Origin of the sequence: Streptomyces fractus (assembly GCF_049844455.1) — a bacterium.
Lineage (GTDB): Bacteria > Actinomycetota > Actinomycetes > Streptomycetales > Streptomycetaceae > Streptomyces > Streptomyces fractus.
Window position 1 is genome coordinate 261,639 of sequence record NZ_JBMYHI010000001.1, and the last position, 18,739, is coordinate 280,377.

Annotated in this window: 12 protein-coding genes and 3 pseudogenes; 7 read left to right on the forward strand and 8 right to left on the reverse strand. The window is 67.4% G+C overall.

Translation table 11 applies throughout. The features are described 5' to 3' along the window. Positions 1–83: 83 nt before the first annotated feature. From ACP4E5_RS01305 to ACP4E5_RS01315, 3 genes are all read left to right on the forward strand, one after another. Positions 84–2,654: a DNA translocase FtsK gene (locus tag ACP4E5_RS01305; RefSeq protein WP_425824807.1), complete on the forward strand. Its 2,571-nt coding sequence runs from the start codon at positions 84–86 to the stop codon at positions 2,652–2,654. Positions 2,655–2,663: 9 nt separating this feature from the next. Beyond that, entirely contained in the window at positions 2,664–3,020 is a 357-nt protein-coding gene (locus ACP4E5_RS01310) for a hypothetical protein (RefSeq protein ID WP_425824808.1), read from the forward strand. A 91-nt stretch (positions 3,021–3,111) separates the two neighbouring features. Further along, positions 3,112–4,164, forward strand: a complete 1,053-nt coding sequence (locus ACP4E5_RS01315; RefSeq protein ID WP_425824809.1) for an AI-2E family transporter — start codon at positions 3,112–3,114, stop codon at positions 4,162–4,164. A gap of 242 nt (positions 4,165–4,406) precedes the next feature. On the opposite strand, the gene ACP4E5_RS01320 is transcribed toward ACP4E5_RS01315, so the two are convergent. Then, entirely contained in the window at positions 4,407–5,018 is a 612-nt protein-coding gene (locus ACP4E5_RS01320; RefSeq protein ID WP_425824810.1) for a transposase, read from the reverse strand. A gap of 15 nt (positions 5,019–5,033) precedes the next feature. Between ACP4E5_RS01320 and ACP4E5_RS01325 the strand changes: the two genes are divergently transcribed. Then, positions 5,034–5,888 (forward strand): IS5 family transposase, encoded by an 855-nt coding sequence (locus tag ACP4E5_RS01325; protein ID WP_425824811.1) that lies wholly within the window; start codon positions 5,034–5,036, stop codon positions 5,886–5,888. Here ACP4E5_RS01325 and ACP4E5_RS01330 read toward each other — a convergent pair. The 4 genes and pseudogenes from ACP4E5_RS01330 to ACP4E5_RS01345 all read right to left on the reverse strand — a co-directional run bounded on the left by ACP4E5_RS01330 (position 5,839) and on the right by ACP4E5_RS01345 (position 9,397). After that, positions 5,839–6,654 (reverse strand): recombinase family protein, encoded by an 816-nt coding sequence (locus ACP4E5_RS01330; protein ID WP_425824812.1) that lies wholly within the window; start codon positions 6,652–6,654, stop codon positions 5,839–5,841. The two genes, ACP4E5_RS01325 and ACP4E5_RS01330, sit on opposite strands and share 50 nt — an antisense overlap. A gap of 29 nt (positions 6,655–6,683) precedes the next feature. Further along, a pseudogene (locus ACP4E5_RS01335) lies at positions 6,684–7,745 on the reverse strand (IS256 family transposase); the annotation flags it as partial. A gap of 32 nt (positions 7,746–7,777) precedes the next feature. Then, positions 7,778–8,167: pseudogene (locus ACP4E5_RS01340) on the reverse strand (transposase); the annotation flags it as partial. A 21-nt stretch (positions 8,168–8,188) separates the two neighbouring features. Continuing rightward, a complete protein-coding gene (locus ACP4E5_RS01345; protein WP_425824948.1) occupies positions 8,189–9,397 on the reverse strand; it encodes an IS110 family RNA-guided transposase in 1,209 nt (402 codons plus the stop codon). Between the two features lie 124 nt (positions 9,398–9,521). Between ACP4E5_RS01345 and ACP4E5_RS01350 the strand changes: the two genes are divergently transcribed. Next, positions 9,522–10,595, forward strand: a complete 1,074-nt coding sequence (locus tag ACP4E5_RS01350; protein WP_425824813.1) for an IS110 family RNA-guided transposase — start codon at positions 9,522–9,524, stop codon at positions 10,593–10,595. A 109-nt stretch (positions 10,596–10,704) separates the two neighbouring features. On the opposite strand, the gene istB is transcribed toward ACP4E5_RS01350, so the two are convergent. The 3 genes and pseudogenes from istB to ACP4E5_RS01365 form a co-directional block, all read right to left on the reverse strand. Then, positions 10,705–11,496, reverse strand: coding sequence for an IS21-like element helper ATPase IstB (gene istB, locus ACP4E5_RS01355; protein ID WP_327575771.1), 792 nt, complete (start codon positions 11,494–11,496; stop codon positions 10,705–10,707). After that, positions 11,496–13,034, reverse strand: coding sequence for an IS21 family transposase (gene istA / locus ACP4E5_RS01360; RefSeq protein ID WP_425824814.1), 1,539 nt, complete (start codon positions 13,032–13,034; stop codon positions 11,496–11,498). The genes istB and istA overlap by 1 nt, the downstream gene beginning before the upstream one ends. A gap of 133 nt (positions 13,035–13,167) precedes the next feature. Continuing rightward, a pseudogene (locus ACP4E5_RS01365) lies at positions 13,168–13,374 on the reverse strand (IS110 family transposase); the annotation flags it as partial. A 603-nt stretch (positions 13,375–13,977) separates the two neighbouring features. On the opposite strand from ACP4E5_RS01365, the gene ACP4E5_RS01370 reads away from it, so the two are divergent. Both ACP4E5_RS01370 and ACP4E5_RS01375 read left to right on the forward strand, forming a co-directional pair. Continuing rightward, positions 13,978–15,684 (forward strand): IS1182 family transposase, encoded by a 1,707-nt coding sequence (locus ACP4E5_RS01370; RefSeq protein WP_425824769.1) that lies wholly within the window; start codon positions 13,978–13,980, stop codon positions 15,682–15,684. 1,186 nt (positions 15,685–16,870) lie between these two features. Then, positions 16,871–18,685 (forward strand): reverse transcriptase domain-containing protein, encoded by a 1,815-nt coding sequence (locus tag ACP4E5_RS01375; protein ID WP_425824815.1) that lies wholly within the window; start codon positions 16,871–16,873, stop codon positions 18,683–18,685. Positions 18,686–18,739: the final 54 nt, after the last annotated feature.

The window sequence follows — 18,739 nt, forward strand, 5'->3', positions numbered from 1 at the left end:
CACGCACGTAGCGACTTTCGATGACGCCTGAGCCGCATCCCCCAATGGATCATGGAGGGGCCGAGAGGGGAGTCACCACGGTCATGGCAACGGGGAACACGACGCGCAAGCCGTCGACCGCCGCGAAGAAGCCCGCTGCCAAGCGCAAGCCGGCCACTCGGGCGAAGCGGAAACCGGCGGCCCGATCCCGAACCTCCGCCAAGGCCCCCGCGCCCGGAGGGGGGCCCGCACTGCTCGGCTTCGTCGGACGGCTGATAGGCGGCATCTTCCGGGGCCTGGCCGCCCTGGTCCGCGCCACCTGCGAGACGCTCGTCCATCTCGACCCCGAACTGCGGCGCGACGCCCTCGGGTTCGCGGTGCTCGCGGCATCCGGCTTCGTCGCCGTGAACACCTGGTTCACCCTGGACGGCTGGCTGGGCAGATTCCTCACCGCCACCGTCACCGGCGCCATGGGCTGCCTGGACATCCTCGCGCCGTTCCTCTTCTTCTACATCGGTATGCGCTGCATGCGCCGTGAGGAGGCCAGGCCGGCCGAGAACCGGGCACTGCTCGGCACCGTGATGATCCTTCTGGCCGCCGAGGGGCTGGTCGCCGTCGCACACGGTACCCCGGTCCGCTCCGACGGCTCCGACGCACTGCGCGCCGCCGGCGGCCTCATCGGCTGGGTCATGTCGGTACCACTGGTCGGCTCGGTCGGCAGCGTCGTCACCGTGATGATCCTGCTGATGTTCGCACTCCTCGGCCTCCTGGTCGCCACCGGCACCTCGCTGCACGAGGCCCTGGACTACGCCCGCGCGGCCGGCCGGCGGGTGGCGGGCGACGGCCGCGCCGATGTCGAGGCCGAACGCGCAGAAGAGGCCGAACGCGAGGCCGAACTCCGAGCCGAACGCCCCACCACCGTCGTGGCCACCGAGTCCCCGGGCCTGACCGCCGACCTGGTGGCCGCCCGCGAACTGCTGCCCGACGCCCTCCTGCCCGAGGCACCCCTGCCCTCCACCCTGCACGGCATGGACCCGGAGAGCACCCTCACCCTCCCCGTCGTCACCACCAACGAAATGCCCCCCGTCGTCCCCAGGCCCGACGGCGACACCATGCCCGGGACCATCCGCGACCTCACCCGCCAGGCACCACCGCCGGTCGACGACTCCTTCTTCACCACCCGCACCGAGCAGCTCCAGCTGATGGCCGGCGCACCCTACAGCCTGCCCAACCCCCTGCTCCTGGAACAGGGCGGACCACCCAAGGCCCGCTCGAAGGCCAACGACGACATCGTGGAGTCACTGACCGCGGTCTTCACCGAGTTCAAGGTCGACGCCAAGGTCACCGGCTTCACCCGCGGCCCCACCGTGACCCGCTACGTCGTCGAACTCGGACCGGCGGTCAAGGTCGAGCGGATCACCGCCCTCACCAAGAACATCGCCTACGCCGTCGCCAGCCCCGAGGTCCGCATCATCTCCCCGATCCCCGGCATGTCCGCGGTCGGCATCGAAATCCCCAACACCGACCGCGAGATGGTGATGGTCGGCGACGTGGTCCGCTCCCAGGAAATGATCACGCAGGACCACCCGATGACGGTCGCCCTCGGCAAGGACGTCGAAGGCTCCTTCGTCGTCGCCAACCTGGCGAAAATGCCGCACGTCCTCGTCGCCGGCGCCACCGGCGCAGGCAAGTCCTCCTGCATCAACTGCCTGATCACCTCAGTGATGATGCGAGCCACCCCCGACCAGGTACGGATGATCCTGGTCGACCCCAAACGCGTCGAACTCACCGCCTACGAAGGCATCCCGCACCTCATCACACCCATCATCACCAGCCCCAAGAAAGCCGCCGAAGCACTACAGTGGGTCGTACGCGAGATGGACATGCGCTACGACGACCTCGCCGCGTTCGGCTACAAGCACGTCGACGACTTCAACGCCGCCGTCCGCGACGGCAAGGTGCAACCCCCCGACGGCAGCGACCGCGAACTCACCCCGTACCCCTACCTCCTGGTGATCGTCGACGAACTGGCGGACCTGATGATGGTCGCACCGAAGGACGTCGAGGACTCCATCGTCCGGATCACCCAGCTCGCACGCGCCGCCGGCATCCACCTGGTCCTCGCCACCCAGCGGCCCTCGGTCAACGTCGTCACCGGCCTGATCAAGGCCAACGTCCCCTCCCGCATGGCCTTCTCGACCTCTTCCCTCGCCGACTCCCGGGTCATCCTCGACCAGCCCGGCGCCGAGAAACTGATCGGCAAGGGCGACTGCCTCTTCCTGCCGATGGGCGCCGGGAAACCACAGCGCATGCAGGGCGCCTTCGTCACCGAGGACGAGATCGCGGCCGTCGTGGCGCACTGCAAAGACCAGCTCGCCCCGGTCTTCCGGGAGGACGTCACCGGCGCGGAACAGTCCAAGCGGCAGATCGACGAGGACATCGGCGACGACATGGACCTTCTGCTCTCCGCCACGGAATTGGTGGTCTCCAGCCAGTTCGGCTCGACCTCGATGCTCCAGCGCAAACTCAGGGTCGGTTTCGCCAAGGCAGGACGACTGATGGACCTGATGGAATCGCGCGGGGTCGTCGGACCGACCACCGGATCCAAAGCACGCGACGTGCTCGTACCCCCCGAGGGACTGGACCAGATCCTCGCCCGCATCCAAGGAAGCTGACGTCCCGACATGGCCTGCATCCACATCACCCCGAGTCTCGGTGACGCCTTCGCCACCATGGCCCAGCTCGCCCCGGATGCCCAAGGGCTCGCCGAACTCGCCGACGCCATCCCAGAGATGTGCCTGCTCGCCATCGACGGACGGGAACAGATCCTGTGGTGGATCGAGGACGGACCGAGCGGGTTCTCGATCCACGAGGAGAGGCCCAGCGACGCCGTTCTGGACCTGATCTCCCGGCTGCCCGAGGGCTGGACCGAGGAGGACCGCGCCTGCAAGGGCGTCGCCGATCTCCTCGAACGATGCGGGGTGCCACGGACCGTCACCCGGCAGAGCCTGGGATTCCTGGAGGCGTACTCACGACTGTGAGCCGGCCTGCGTGCAACTGCTACGAAACGCGGTGCAGCTCATGACCAACGACTCTGGAGCTCAACCCATCGCCTGTGCTCGGCTGGAGATCATGCAGAAACAGGGTCCGCTCATCCCGGAATTCACACTCCGCGCTGCGGCTTGGTGCGCGGTACTGATCCTCGTCGCCGGCGCCACTGGTGTCCTGATCTGGCTGTGCGGCGTATTCGTCTCCGTCGTCACCCCGGTACTGCTCGCCTTGCTCGGCACCGCGCTGCTCGCCCCGGTCTTCGAGTGGCTGGTCAGGCTGAAAGTCCCGCGGGCGCTGGCCGCGATGCTCACCTGCGTCGCGCTCGTCGCCGTCGTCGGCGGGGCCGGATACATCGTGGTACATGCGCTCATCGACACCGGCGACCAGATCGTCGACTCGCTACGGCAGGCCGGCGACCACGTCGGCCTCGACAGCCTCGGAAACCTTGGCGACAACGCCAAGGAACAGGTCGGCAAGTGGGGCGCCAACCTGGCGGGCGGGGTGCTCACCGGCCTCTCCGCACTCGGCTCGCTGCTCGCCACCAGCGTGCTCGCACTGCTGCTCACCTTCTTCTTCCTCAAGGACTCCCACCGGGCCAAGGGGCTCGCGGCCACCGTCTCACCGCGCAACGGTGAGATCATGGAGGCGATGGGGCGGCGGGCCTTCGAGGCGATCTCCGGCTTCATGCGCGGCACGACGTTCATCGCGCTCATCGACGCCGTCTGCATCACCGTCGGACTGCTGATCCTTCAGGTGCCGGGGGCGGTCGGGCTCGGCGCGCTGGTCTTCGTCGGCGCGTACATCCCCTACCTCGGCGCGACGCTGTCCGGGGCCGTCGCCGTGCTGGTCGCGCTCGCCGACCGGGGGCTGGTCATCGCCCTGTGGACGCTCGGGGTGATCCTCGCCGTGCAGCAGCTGGAGGGGCACATCCTGCAGCCGATGATCCAGTCGCGCACCGTCCAGATGCACCCCGCGATGGTGATGCTGGCGATCACGGCGGGCGCGGCGGTCGCCGGCATCCTCGGGATGCTGCTCGCGGTACCGCTGGTGGCCGCCGCGTTCAGCATCTTCAGAGAGGTCAAGTCGCGCACTTCTCCCGACGCGGCGACAGTTGGGGCGGACGAACCGTCTTGACCTGTTCGCCTCGCCTCCCTTCGGGGAGACGAGCAAGTCAACCGACTGCCGCTGCACATCTGGACCCACGAATGCGGCCTGCCCCCCTGGTCACCGACCGGGACGACAACGCCGCACGCAACCTCGCCTCTTTCGCGGGTCGCGTCCAGTGTGTGGTGTAAAAGCGCTCACGAACGGGTTTCGTGGGGTTAATGTTACGCGGCCTTGGTGAGGGACACGCTGGGGCGGGGGTGCGAGGTGGATCACGTCGGCGGGATGGAGCAAGTCCTGGCGCGTGGGCTCGAGTTGGCGCATACCGGTGGGGTGGTGGTGAAGCCACGCCAGCCGGACGCCGCCCGGTCCAGGATGGCAAAGGCGAGGGAGATGCAGGAGGTCTCGCCGGGGAGCCGGCCGATGACCTTCACCCGTCGCCGGGTTTCGCCGTAGGTCCGCTCGATGAAGTTCGAGTGCCGGATCCGCTTGTGGTGCTCGGTGGGGAACCTCAGGTAGGCGGTGAGCGAACTCCGGTCGGTGAGCAGGGACGTGACCGCCGCCGGATACGTCTTCTCCCAGCGGGTGGCGTAGTCGTCGATGCGGCGTTGGACGATGTCGACGAGCTGTTGGCCGGGCGGCAGGCCGAGCTCGGCGGTGTCGAAGATCTCCCAGAACTCCTTCTTCACGACCTCCTGGTCGCGCCGGCTGACGGGGCTTCCCCCAAGCCCTAACGACGCGAACGTCCTCTGACAGACCCAAGATCTCCGGGTGTAGTACGAGTTGTTGACTTTTGAGAGGGCGTTAAGTCCGATCTTCCTCGGTTCGTGATCGCTCGATCGTGGGACTGATCGTCGCGCGGGCCGCCTGGTGAGCATGTCCATGCTGAGGTGCGGGGCGTGAAGAGAGATCCGTACCCGAGTGACTTAGCGGACGAGCAGTGGGCGTTGATCGAGCCGATGATCACGGCCTGGAAGCAGGGCCGGGTGAAGCGGTCGGCGACCGGCGATCCGGGGTCCTGTGACCTGCGGGAGGTCGTGAACCCGATCTTCTATCAGAACCGGACGGGCTGCCAGTGGCGCTATCTGCCTCACGACTTCCCGGCCTGGTCCGCGGTGTTCTACTACTTCGGCCTGTGGCGCGAGGACGGGCTTGACCAGCGCATCCAGGAGCTTCTGCGCTGCCAGGTGCGGGAGAAGGCCCGCCGATTAGAGGACCCGTCCCTCGTCATCATCGACACCCAGTCCGTGCGCGCGGCCGCGGGTGTCCCCAAGGTCACGACGGGGCTGGACGCGAACAAGAAGGTGTCGGGCCGCAAGCGGGGACTCGCCGTCGATGTCCTGGGACTGATCATCGGCGTCGTCGTGCTGGCCGCCTCCACCCACGACAACACGGCCGGCACCACCCTGCTCGACCAGGCGGCCGAGAGGTGCGGCAACCGGCTGGAGAAGGCCCTGGTCGACCAGGGCTTCAAGGACGAAGTCCTCATCCACGGCGCCCTGTTGGACATCGACGTCGAGGTCGTCCGCCGCAACCCCGACGACCAGGGCAAAGGCTTCGCCCCCCAACCGAAAAGGTGGATCGTGGAGCAGGTCAACGGCACCTTGATGCTGCACCGCCGCCTGGCCCGCGAGTGCGACCACCGCCCCGACACCTCCGCCTCGCGCGTCTACTGGGCCTCGATCGCGAACATGACCCGCCGCCTCACCACCCCGAGCCCGGCCTGGCGCGACACCTTCGAGCTGACCGCGTGAACATCACCGAACTCCTCGTCGACCTCCAGCCCAGCACGACACGACCGCAGCCCGTATCGGCGAACTGCACGACCAGATCGAGCAGTTGACCGCCGCTCTGGCGGAGGCCGAAGCACGGCTCGCCGACCTGGCGACCGCCCGGAAGGTCATCACGGAACTCGCACCGGCCCCAGGCGCCCCCGAACCGCCCGAAACGAACAGCGCCTACCAGGCCATCGTGAACGCCTTCAACGAGCATCCCGACCGGGAGTTCCGGGCGCGTGAGCTGCACGAACTCCTCGGCATGCCCACCGACGAGGCATTGATCAACGTCACTCGCGCCCGCCTCGCACGTCTCCTCCGCCAAGGCTTCCTCACCCAGCCGGGACGAGGCCGCTACCAGAAACGGACTTAACGCCCTCTGATAGCGCACCGTCATCCGGGTTCCACACTGGCCGCAGAAGATCAGCCCGCCCAGCAGAGCCGGCCCGTCCCGCAACGCTCCCATACTCTCCGACCTGGCCTTGTTCGCCTCCAGCCGGGCCAGGTTGCGCTCGTGCCGTTCGATGCCGATGTAGGCGGGCAACGTGTCGGGGAGATAGACCAGCCAGTCCTCGCGCGGACGGCGAACCCGGCCGGTGAAGGGCCGTCCCTCACGGCGGCGCCGGGGATCTGTGCGGCTGCGGCCGTAGACATAAACCCCGGCATAGATCGGGTGACGCAGCATGTTCTGCAGCACAGCCCGGCTGGGGCGGAGCCACTGCAGTTCACCGCGTCCGGTGAGCAATTGTCAATACCTGTGGATCGTGAGGTAGTTCAGGCTGCGTGAGTTTCCTCGTGTTCGACGTGGATGCCATTCTCGAAGCGGGCGCCGACGCGGTCGAGGGCGACGAGGTGGGGTGCGGTGATCGCGCGCCAGCGTTCCTGGGCGGACTCGACGAGCTTGAAGACCATGGCCAGCGCGGCGGCGGGGCTGCCCGCGCCGCGGGTGACCTTGGTCCGGAGCTTGACCGAGCTGAAGGTCGATTCGATCGGATTGGTCGTTCTGAGGTGGACCCAGTGCTGGGCCGGGAAGTCGTAGAACGCCAGGAGCTCGTCGACCTCGCCGGTCACTTTCGCCGTCGCCTTGGACCACTTCATCCCGTAGGCCCGCTCGAACTCCCTGACCGCCTTCTCGGCGTGGGCGCGGTCCTCGGCGTTGTAAATCTCCTGCAGGGCCTTCTTCGCGCCGGGGTGCACCGACGTCGGCATGGCGTTGACGACATTACGGATCTTGTGAACCCAGCACCTTTGGTGTCTGGCCTGCGGAAACACCTCCGCGAGGGCCCGCCACAGGCCCATCGCGCCATCGCCGACGACGAGTTCGGGAACGGTCATGCCGCGTCGGCTGCAGTCGCGCAGGAGGTCGGCCCAGGACTCGGTGGATTCCCGCAGTCCCTCGGCCAGCGCGATGAGTTCCTTGCAGCCGTCGGCGCGTACGCCCATGAGGACCAGGACGCAGGAGTGGGCCTGGCCGAGGCGGACCTTGGGGCGGACGCCGTCGGCCCACACGTACACGTAGTCGCTGGCCGACAGGTCGCGCTGCTGGAAGGCGGTGTGGTCGTCCTGCCACTGCTTCGTCAGCCGGGTCACCGTCGCCGGCGACAGGCCGGTCGAGGAGCCGAGGAATTGCTCCAGCGCGGGCACGAAGTCGCCGGAGGACAGTCCGTGCAGGTAGAGCAGCGGCAGAACCTCGCTGATCTTGGGGGACTTGCGGCACCAGGGCGGAAGGATCTTCGAGGAGAACCGCTTGCGCTCGCCGGTGGCCTCGTCGACCCGCTTGTCGTTCACACGCGGAGCGGTGACCTCGACGGAGCCCGCTGCGGTGGTCACGGCGCGGGGGGGGGGGGGGGGGGGCTCTATGTCCTTGGTCAAGCTGTGCGTGGGGTTCGGGGTTCGTAGTAGGTGCCGTCGCGGAGCATCGCGAAGAGCACGTTGATGTGTTGTCGGGCGAGGCGGAGGAGGGCTTGGGTGTGGGTCTTTCCTCTGGCCCGGCAATTGTCGTAGTAGGTGCGGGAGGCGGGGTCGTGCAGGGCGGCGAACGCGGAGAGGAACATGGCGCGTTTGAGGACGCGGTTGCCGCCCCTGGGTGCGTGTTCGCCGTGGATCGAGGTGCCCGACGTCTTCGTGGTCGGGGCGAGGCCGGCATAGGAGGCGAGGTGTCCTGCGGTGGGGAAGCTGGTGCCGTCGCCGACGGTGACCAGCAAGGTGGCGGCGGTCCTGACCGCGACTCCCGGCATCGAGATCAGGACCTGGGAAAGACATCTCACGGCTTGAAGCCGTCAAGCGGAAACGGCTTGGGGTAAGGGGGTGAAGGCATGTTGTTCGTCGAACGGAATGTTCTGCTGGAGGCAGTGATAGAGCTGGCCGAGCATGCGGTTGAAAAGGTTGCGCTGCGCCGATGCGTGCCAGTCGCCGTGCTCACGTCGGCGCCGGTAGTGCGCCTGAGCGCCGGGCGAGGCGGTGATCGCGGCGAACGCCCACAGGTAGCCCGCGTGGATGAGTCGGTCATTCTTGACGAACCGGCGGCCGACGTGGCGCTTCTTGCCAGAGGCCCGGGTGACCGGGGCCGATCCGGCGTATGACTTCAAGGCCCGTGCGTCGGCGAACCGGCTGCGGTCGTCGCCGACTTCGGCCAGGACCCGGGCGCCGAGGAGTGAGCCCAGCCCAGGGAAACTGGTGATCACCTCAGCGTCCGGGTGCTGGTGGAAAGACGCCTCGACCGCCTCGGCGAGGTCGTCTGCGGCCTGTGCCGCTGCGTCGAGCTGCCCGAGCAGGGCCAGCATCTGCCGTCCGAGGGCCTCTTCCACCAGGGGTGACTGATGGGCGTACTCGGCCCGGAAAATTGTCTGGAGGCGCTGGGTCTCGGCGGTGGTATATCGCCGACGGCCGGCCCGCTTGAGGGCGGCCTGAATCTGTGTCTTGGTCAGCCTAGCGGCGGCAGTCGGGGTGGGAGCCAGAGCCAGGACGGCGCGGGCCTCCGGGTGGGCCAGGCCACGTTTGCGGCCGGTGGCGAACGCGGCGAGGGCCGCCGGGTAATACTCGCGCAGCAGCGAGCGCAGCTGGTTGGCGTGCTGCTGGCGGCTCCAGACGGCATCCTGCTGGGCGCGGGCCAACACGGCGATGGAACGCGCGAGTTCGCTGTCGGCGGGCAGTGGCCGATGCATGTGCAGGTCGGTGCGCAAGATGTTGGCCAGCACCAGGGCGTCGCCGGGGTCAGACTTCTTGCGCGAGACGCTGTGCCGGTCGCGGTAGCGGGCGGCGGCGAGCGGGTTGATCGCGAAGACCTGCCGCTTGACAGTGCGCAGCACCGCTGTCAACGGCTGTGAGACTCGGGGTGGCCGGTCTGGGATCGGCTGCCAGGGTGGTGTCGGTCGTCCCGCCGTGTCGTGACTCTTGTCAACGGTGGCCCTCAGAAGGTGCCTTCGCATGGACTTGTCCGACGTGGTGGGAGCCGACGCCGCTCTGGCCCACCTCGGTGTCCTGATCAGGAGATTGCCCGCCGTTCACGGCGTGGCCCGTCACAGTCCTGGCCCGGAGTGACTCTCACCCAGACCGACGCCGGCCGTCAGCGGCCGAACCGTTGGTCCCCGGAGGGAAAGGCACCCGACCACCGTGACGATCGTCGCGCACAGCCACCCGTACGTCATCGGCGTAGACACCCACGCCCGCAACCATGTCCTGGTCGTCCTGGCCGCCCCGACCGGCGAACTGCTCGATACGGCCGAGTTTCCCACCAGCAGATCCGGCATGACCCGGGCGGTTGCCTGGGCCGCTCGCCGCACCGGCGGCGACCTCACCGCACTATGGGTCATGGAATGCATCGCGACCTACGGCGCTCAGTTCGCCCGCACCGTCGCCGACGCCGGCTACCAGGTCATCGAAGCACCTCGGATGGGGGTACATCGCGGCAAGGGCAAGTCCGACCCGATCGACGCACGGCGCATGGCCGAGGCCGCGCTCCCGCTCGAGGAGCACGAGCTGCGCCACCCTCGCGCCGACGAGGGAGAACGCGCCGCGTTACGCGTTCTGGTGACTGCCAGAGACCAGATGACTGACGAGCGGACCGCGCACGTCAACGCGCTGAACGCATTGGTCCGGGCCGTGGACCTCGGCATCGATGGGCGTCGGGCACTAAACGGTCGGCAAATTCTCGAAATCTCCCGCTGGCGCACCCGCGAAGAGCCTGTCGCAGCGATGGCTGCTCGGGCGGAAGCCATGCGCCTGGCCAAGCGCATCGTCGCCCTCGACGAGGAACTGAGCGCCAACGTGAAGTCGATGACAGCGTTGGTGCGGGCAACGCCGGCCGCGGGGCTGCTGGACAAACCCGGGATCGGGCCCGTCACCGCAGCTGTCGTGATGACGGCCTGGTCCCACCACGGGCGGGTGCGTTCCGAAGCCGCCTTCGCCTGCCTGGCCGGCGTGAACCCGATCCCTGCCTCCTCGGGGAACACCGTGCGCCACCGACTCAACCGCGGTGGAGACAGACGCCTGAACCGAGCCCTGCACATGGCCACAGTCAGCCGCATGATCCACGACTCCGACACCCGCGCATACGTCGAACGCCGGACCGCTGAAGGCCGCACCAGCAAGGAGATTCGGCGGAGCCTAAAGCGCTATCTCGCACGCCAGATCTACCGCCATCTCAACAGAGCCGACAGCCCACCCCCATCGACTTGCGCATCATAGGAGAGTCCATGTAGTTCTCCCCAGAGGCGGCCAGTAGTTCTCCCCACTGACGGCCAGTGGAACTTCCCCGGTGGCGGCCAGATATCTCCCCGCCCTCGGTCGGTGTGGGTCAGCTGAAGGGCTTCACTCCCTTTCCGGTGGTGGCTTCGGTGAACCTGAACGAGTCACCCTGCGTGACGGTGACATGGGCGTGATGGAGAAGACGGTCGACGGTCGCGGTGGCCAGAGTCTTGGGCATGATCTCGTCGAATCCCGAGGGATGAAGGTTGCTCGAAACCGCGATCGAGCGTCGTTCATATGCGGCATCGACCAGGCGATAGAAGCCTTCGGCGGCGTCCTCGGAGACGGGCAGCAGCCCGATGTCGTCGACGATGATCAGGTCCGAACGGACGATCTTGGCGAGGGCTCGGGCGATGGAGTCGTCCGCGCGATGGCGGCGGACCAGGGCTCCGAGGTCCTCGATGGTGAACCAGGCGACGGTCAGGCCGGCTTCGACCGCGGTCTGTCCGAGAGCCTCGGTGAAGTGCGACTTTCCCGTCCCCGAGGGCCCGCAGATGCAGAAGTTCTCCCGGCGGCCGACCCATTCCAGGCTCTTGAGCGCGTCCTGTGTGGCCCGGGGTATGGAGGATTTGTTCTCGTGCCAGTCGCCGAAGGTCTTGCCGGTGGGGAAGCCGGCCCGCTTGCGACGGGTGTGGAGGTTAGCGCGGTCGCGGCCAGCGGCTTCTTCCGCGAGCAGGACGCGGACAACCTCGGCGGGGTCCCAGCGTTGGGCTTTCGCGGTGGGGATGATGTCGGTCAACGACCTGCGGATGTGCGGGAGTTTGAGGCGCTTGGTGAGCTCGATGGCCTCGGCGAGCGGGTCGCCGTTGGTGCCGGGAACGGTGCGAAGAGGGGTGGCCATCAGGCGAGGTCGCTTTCGTCGTGCTCGGACAGATCAGCAGCGTTCGGGGCGGGGGCGCCGAGGGCGGACCAGGCGGAGGTGCCGGGCTGCAGCGAGTGGGCCTCGCTGCGGCGGACCGGCTCGGTGATCCCGTGGACGGACTGGTAGTCGAGGATCGAGAGCAGGTCCTTGTCCGCGAAGCGGGCGGTGACCGCAGCGGTGCCGAGTGCGCGGTCGACTTCCGCGATTGAGTAGAGCTTTGAGAGGGCGACGGCCTCGGCCATCTTCGCCTTGATCCGGCGGACTCCAGCTGCCCCGGCCTCGATCAGCCAGCTGGCAGCACCCGGGCCGAGCTGGAGGAATGCGGCTTCCTCGGCCGAGGTGGCCCGCGGGGTGCGGTCGGCTTCCTTGTCCTCGCGGGGCGGATAGTGGCCGTCGTCCAGGACTGGGCTGCCAGGTTCGCCGCGGCGGTGGCGGGCGACTTCGCGGGCCGACCCGTCCTCGTCGACGGCGGTGACGATCAGTTCGTCGCCGTGGAAGCGGGCCCAGACGCGGGTGTCGATCAGCTCGTGCGGGACCGAGTAGCGGACCGCCTCGACCGAGATCGTCGACTCCCAGGTGACCCGGCGGGTGATGCCGAAAGTCGCGGTGAATGGCTCGCGCGGCAACGGGTGAAGACGCTGCCGTTCCTCCGCGAGCCGCTCGGACGGTTTGCGCCGAGTCGCCCGGTGAGTGCGGGAGTTGACCTCGTCGCAGAAGGCCCGGCAGGCCGCCTCGAGGTCTCCGAAGCTCTTGTAGTTCTCGCGGAGGTTCACGTCCTTCGGGACGAGATCGGCCTTCGCGATCTTCACGGTCGATTCCGAGCCGCCCTTGGTCTCCGGATCCGCCGGCAGACACGTTCGTATGGTCGTGCCGTAGTGCCGGGCGACCTCGACGATCTCCGGGTTGCGGACCGCGATCCCGGCGACGTGGTCGGTGGTGACCGTCTTTTCGTTGTCCGTGAGCACGAACGCCGGGACCCCGCCGAGCCGGCGGAACGTCGCGTCCAGAGCCGCAGTGATCGTCGGCAGCGTCTTGTCCCAGATCGGGATCACGATCCGGAACCTCGACCACGCGAGCCAAGCGCAAAACAGCGTGGTCTTGCGGCCGTTGATCACCGGGCCGTCGCCGAAGTCGTATTGGAGCCAGAGCCCCGGCTCGGTCACCCACGGCCGATAGATCCGACGCCGACCCGCCCTGAACTGGGCTTTCGCTTCGGCGACGGTGCGGCGGGTGGTGCGTTCCCCGCCCGTGAAGCCCATCGCAGTGATCCGCTTGTGCACCACGTCCGCACGGACCTTGCCCTGCGAACGGACCACCAGTTCCTCGATCTTCGGCAGGTAGTCGTCGATCGCCCTCGCCCGGTGACGGTGCTGGCCAGGGTTCTGCCCGGCCGCCCGCATCTTCACATAACGGGCCACCGTGTGGTGGTCGCACCCGGCCAGCTCGGCCGCGGCACGGTAACTCCCCGTGAGGTCATACGCCTCAAGGATTTCCATGATCTCCCTGCTGTTCTTCACCCGCTCGAGCCTCGCCGAGCAGGACCTGTCGGGGCGAGCGGGGAGAAATCTGGCCGTACGCGGGGAATCCCGTGGCCATCAGTGGGGCGGTAAATGGCCGCCTATGGGGAGCTTGTCATGGCCGCCGTCACACCGCAACCAGCAGGCCGCGGGAGGTCTCGATCGCCACGGGTATCGGTGTGTCAGGGCTGTCTCCGTGCTCGGTGAGCAGATCCAGCAGTTGTTGGTAGCCGGCCGTGTCGTCGGTGATGCGGGTCTTGGCGAGCACCGAGCCCAAGTCGTCGATCAGGGCGACGTCGTGGTGGGTTTCGGCCCAGTCGATCCCGCAGAACACGTTCATGTTCATGCCTTTCGTCCGGTCGTTCGCGCTGGTGGCGAGCGCAAGCGGGTCACGCGGCTCCCTAATGCCAGGACTCCTCGGTCCGCCATCTCACTAGCCGTTCGTGACACCAGCGCACCGCACGGGCCCCGTTCTTGCCCAGAGCTCACCGGCTCGCGGGGAAAGGCAAGAGGTCACCGTGCGGCGGGCTCGCACCACGATGTTCAACGCGTACCGCCGGCCGGGAAGTTTCGCGGCGGCCGGAGAGCACCGGGAGCTCCCGGTCTTTCCATAGGCATCACAGTGCCGCAGAGGGTTCGGAGTCACCCCGGTGCCCACCGCACCGCCACGAAGCTCACCACCGGAACAGAGTCGCTCTTCTTTGAGACCCCACAGGTCACGGAGACAAGGGCACCCAGTCCCAACTGTCAGACTGCACTCGCTTCTCTAGGCGGGTGCGGACCTTCACACCGCATTAGGGTGTGCCTCCAGCAGGGTGCTGATCTGCGCTTCTGTGGCCCGGCGTTGACTCTGTCGGGGATCTTGGAGTTTCCCGGCGTGGCAGCATGATCAACGGGCATGCTCGGGTGGTTCCGCCGACCGATGCAGTTGTCGAGGTGCCCGTTGTCCCTGCGCCCGCGTTCCGGTGAGCACGTCCCGTCTCTGACTGCGCAGGTCGCGCGGGCGAGCAACCCGGGTGGTACGACGGCGATATGGGTACGCGACCGCCTCGATGGGCTGTGGTGCGACGAGGACTTCGCCGACTGGTATCCCCGCGACGGGCGCCCGGGTCTCTCACCTGCACAGCTGGCCACCGTCTGCGTGCTGCAGTTCCTGCTCGGACTGTCGGACCGGCAGGCGGCCGAGGCGGTGCGCTGTCGCATCGACTTCAAGTACGCCATGGCCATGGAGCTGGACGATCCCGGCTTCCACCACAGCGTGCTGGCTGACTTCCGTGACCGTCTCACCGAGGACGACCGCGCTGACCGGCTCCTGGACCTCGCGCTGGCCCGCCTCAAGGAGGCCGGTCTGGTGCGCGAGCGCACCACGCAGCGAACCGACTCCACCCACGTCCTGGCCGCGGTGCGTGACCTGACCCGCCTGGAGCTGATCACCGAGGCGGTCCGCGCCGCGCTCGAAGAAGTCGTCGGCAGCGCCCCGCACCTGCTCGATGAATTGGTCGATGAGGACTGGGGGCGCCGCTACGGCCGGCCGGTCCGCCTGGGCAAGAACCCCACCAAACCGAAGACCCGGATCCTTGCCACCGGAGGTGACGCCGTCCGGCTCCTGGAACACCTCTACCGGCACGGCACGGACCGCACGTCCGGTCCCCGTGTCCAGGCTCTGCGCCAGATCATGGTGCAGAACTACCACCATGACGCCGCAGGACACCTGCGCTGGCGCACGGCCGAGAAGGAAGACGGACCCGGGCTGCCGCCCTCGTCGCGGGCGATCGTCTCGCCCTACGACACCTCGGCCCGCTATGCACGGCACGGACACATCATCAGCTGGAAGGGGTTCTCCGCCCACTTGACCGAGACTTGTGCTGCGGATGGCCCCAACGTGATCACTGACGTGGCCACCACAGCGGCTACCACCCACGACAGCCAGATCCTGCCGGGCATCCACACCCGTCTCGCCCGACGCGGCCTGCTGCCCGCCGAGCACCTGGTCGACGCCGGCTACACCTTCCTGCCCCACCTGGAACAGGCCGCCCGCGACCACCAGGTCACCGTCTCCGGGCCGCTGAAGAGCAACCCCACCCGCCAGCACCGCCGAGGCGAGGGCTTCGCCCGGGACGACTTTCACATCGACTTCGAGCGTCGGCAGGTCACCTGCCCCCAGGGGCAGGTCAGCGCGGGCTGGCATGGCCCCTACCCGACCTCCTCACCCACCGCGGCCCCGCTGATCGTGGCACGGTTCACCAAGAGCCAGTGCCAACCCTGCCCGGCTCGCGCTCAGTGCACCACCTCCCGCGAAACCCACCGCACCGTGGGCTTTCCTCCACGAGAGCTCCGCGACCTGCAACTCCGCGTCCGCACCGAGCAACAGACGCCCGAATGGAAGGCCCGCTACGCCGTCCGCTCCGGAGTGGAGGGCACGGTCAACGAGTTCGCCCACGGACACGGCATGCGACGCTGCCGCTACCGAGGACAGGGAAAGGCCCACGTCCAGCACGTCCTGACGGCCATCGCCGTCAACATTGAGCACCTCAGCGGACTACCACCGACCGAACAAGCCCCCACACCCCGGCGACCGACTGCCTTCCAGAGCTACCTCGATCAACGCGAGATACCCCGGCCGAAATCCTGGCGCACCCTGGGGACTTGACCTGCCAGCTCCAAGATCCCCGACAGAGTCAAGCTCAGCGCACGCTCTGACACGTAAATGCGCGCAGCTCAGAGGGGTTTTGAGCAGGCCGGCACGCCCATTGACACGGTAATTTCCAGATAAGTCCAGTGTGATGGCTGGGACTTGAGAGGCACCGGGCCACGGCGCGGGCACCTCCATGGTCCGGCCGTGATGCGGTCGAGTCCGAGGTCCGTGTGCGGCCAGCACGCGTTACATCGTAGCCCGGCTGGCAGAGAAGAGCTCGGCAAGAGGGCGCTTAACGCCAATGCCGTGACTCTGTTGGCGATCTTCGGGGGTGTGGCGTGGTTCCTTCTTCGGCGCTGTACTGCAGGGTGAGGGGGTGGGGGTGGGGTCAATGTCGTTGACACTGCGCAGCTACCAGCAGATCCCGGTGGAGACTCAGCGGACGGCCAGGGCGGCGTGTCCGAGGGGGACGGTGGCGATGCTGATTCCGGGACCGACTCGATGTGGTCTTCGCCGATGAGGACTTCGCTGATCTGTACTCTGCCGACGGCCGTCCGGCGCTGTCGCCGGGCAGCTGGCGTTGGTGTCGGTGCTGCAGTTCACCGAGAACCTCTCCGACCGGGCCGCAGTTCGGGCGGTGCGCACCCGCATCGACTGGAAGTGTGCGCCGTTTCACTCGGCGCTGGATCGCTCCCGCAGGGAGCCGGGGCTCGGAAGGAGGTGGCCTCAGGGTCACCCGTCTGACCTGGACGCGAAAGCGCGAGGGGACCAAAGCATGGCGGGAAAGCATGGAGGGTTGCGAAGGCATCGAAGACCCTGCTGTGCGAGGCCCGCGTGATACGGCGAAGGCCATACTGTTTGAAGCCGAGTCTCCAGGGACGCAAGTCGTACGTCCTGCGACACGATGCCTGTAGTCGCAGCCACCGGTATCGGGCGGTCCTATTTCCGCCGCCTCAATCCTTCCGGCCGGTGGACAGCGGGCAGCGAGCCCGCCCAAGGGGACGGACAGGCCGCCTACGTCACGCTCGATACGTCCAGCGCAAGGGGAATGCGGGATCGCCTACGGGGCGCGAGCCCTACGGCGACGGAGTGCCCGTAGTAGTCGTGGGAGTCACGCCCCACCAGGGAGGACGGGAAAGCCGTCCGCAGGGCCAAGGGGCACAGGTGTCAGCAGATCGACGGTGATGGTGAGGTATGCGTAATGCAGAGCGCCGAAGCCCTCCTGGAGATCATTCGTGAGCGCGGCAGGAAGAGGCTGCCACTGGAACGTCTCTACCGGTGTCTGTTCAACCCGGAGTTGTACTTGGTCGCCTACGGGCGGATCTACCGCAACCGCGGGGCGATGACACCGGGCAGTACCGCCGACACCGTGGACGGCATGTGCCTGGCAAAGATCCAGGCGATCATCGACCTGCTCCGGTCCGAGCGTTATCGCTGGTCTCCGGCACGCCGCGTCTACATCGAGAAGAAGGGAGCGCCGAAACGTCGGCGCGGTCTAGGTCTGCCGACCTGGTCGGACAAGCTGTTGCAAGAGGTGATGCGTTTGTTGCTTGAGGCGTATTACGAGCCGCAGTTTTCCGATCATTCCCATGGTTTCCGGCCTGGCCGGGGTTGCCACACCGCCCTGCAAGAGATCTACACCGGATGGCGTGGCACTACATGGTTCGTCGAGGGAGACATCGCCCAGTGCTTCGACCGACTCGACCACCAGGTCTTGCGGTCGATCCTGGCCGAGAAGATCCATGACAACCGCTTCTTGCGGTTGGTCGACGGACTGCTCCAGGCCGGGTACTTGGAACAGTGGCGCTATCACGCGACGTTGAGCGGTTCGCCGCAAGGCGGTGTGATCTCGCCGATTCTGTCCAATATCTACCTGGACCGGCTGGACAAGTACATCGAGGCGAAACTGCTGCCTGCCTATAACCGGGGAGCCCGACGCGACCAGAACCCGGCATACGCACGGATCATGCACGCGACTGAGACAGCCCGGCGGAACCACCGCGTCGAGGAGGTGCGACAGCTGCGCAAGCAGATGCAGCGCATGCCCTCCAAGGACGTGAATGACCCCGGCTTCCGGCGCCTGCGCTATATCCGTTATGCCGACGACTGGATGCTGGGCTTGACCGGACCCAAGCAGGAAGCAGAGCAGATCAAGGAGGAGGTCGGCCGGTTCCTGCGCGACGAGCTCATGCTGGAACTGACCCTGATCACCCACGGGCGGACGCAGGCCGCCCGGTTCCTCGGCTACGAGATCGTGGTCCTGGACAATGACAGCAAGCACGACCGGCGCGGTCGCCGCAGCATCAATGCACAGATCGGGCTGAAGGTGCCGGCTGACGTCGTCCACGCCAGGTGCCGTCCCTACCTCCACCATGGCCGACCGGCCCGGATGCCAGGGCGCATGGTCAACAGTGATTTCTCGATCATCGCCCAGTACCAGGCCGAGTTCCGCGGCATCGCGGAGTACTACCAACTGGCCTACAACCGCCACCGCTTGCGGCGGCTGCAGTACGTCATGGAGTTCTCGTTGACCAAGACTCTGGCGCAGAAGCACCGCACCACCGTCCCCAAGGTCTACCGGCGCTACCATGCCGTGCTCCAGACCGACCACGGTCCTCGCAAGGGGCTGCGGGTCACCGTCGAACGTGGCGACGGACGGCCGCCGTTGGCGGCCCAGTGGGGTGGGATCTCGCTGAAGCGAAGGATCAAGGTCAGACACCTCGACGACCAGCCCCACAAGGTCTGGAATGGTGACCGGACAGAGCTGCTGCAACGGCTCCTGGCCGACGTCTGCGAACTCTGCGGCTCGCGGAGGGATGTGGAAGTCCATCACATCCGTCACCTCAAAGACCTGCACGTCAAGGGGCGGCCCCGGCGATCTGTCTGGGCTCAGACGATGGCCGCGCGCCGTCGCAAGACACTGGTCGTCTGCCAAAGCTGCCACCAGGACATCCACGCCGGACGTCCCACACGCGGCAGTTCACGAAGCACGAGACCGAAGAGCCGGGTGCGGTGACAAGCCGCATGCCCGGTTCGGGAAGGGGCCGTCGGAAAAGGACCCCAGCCAGGG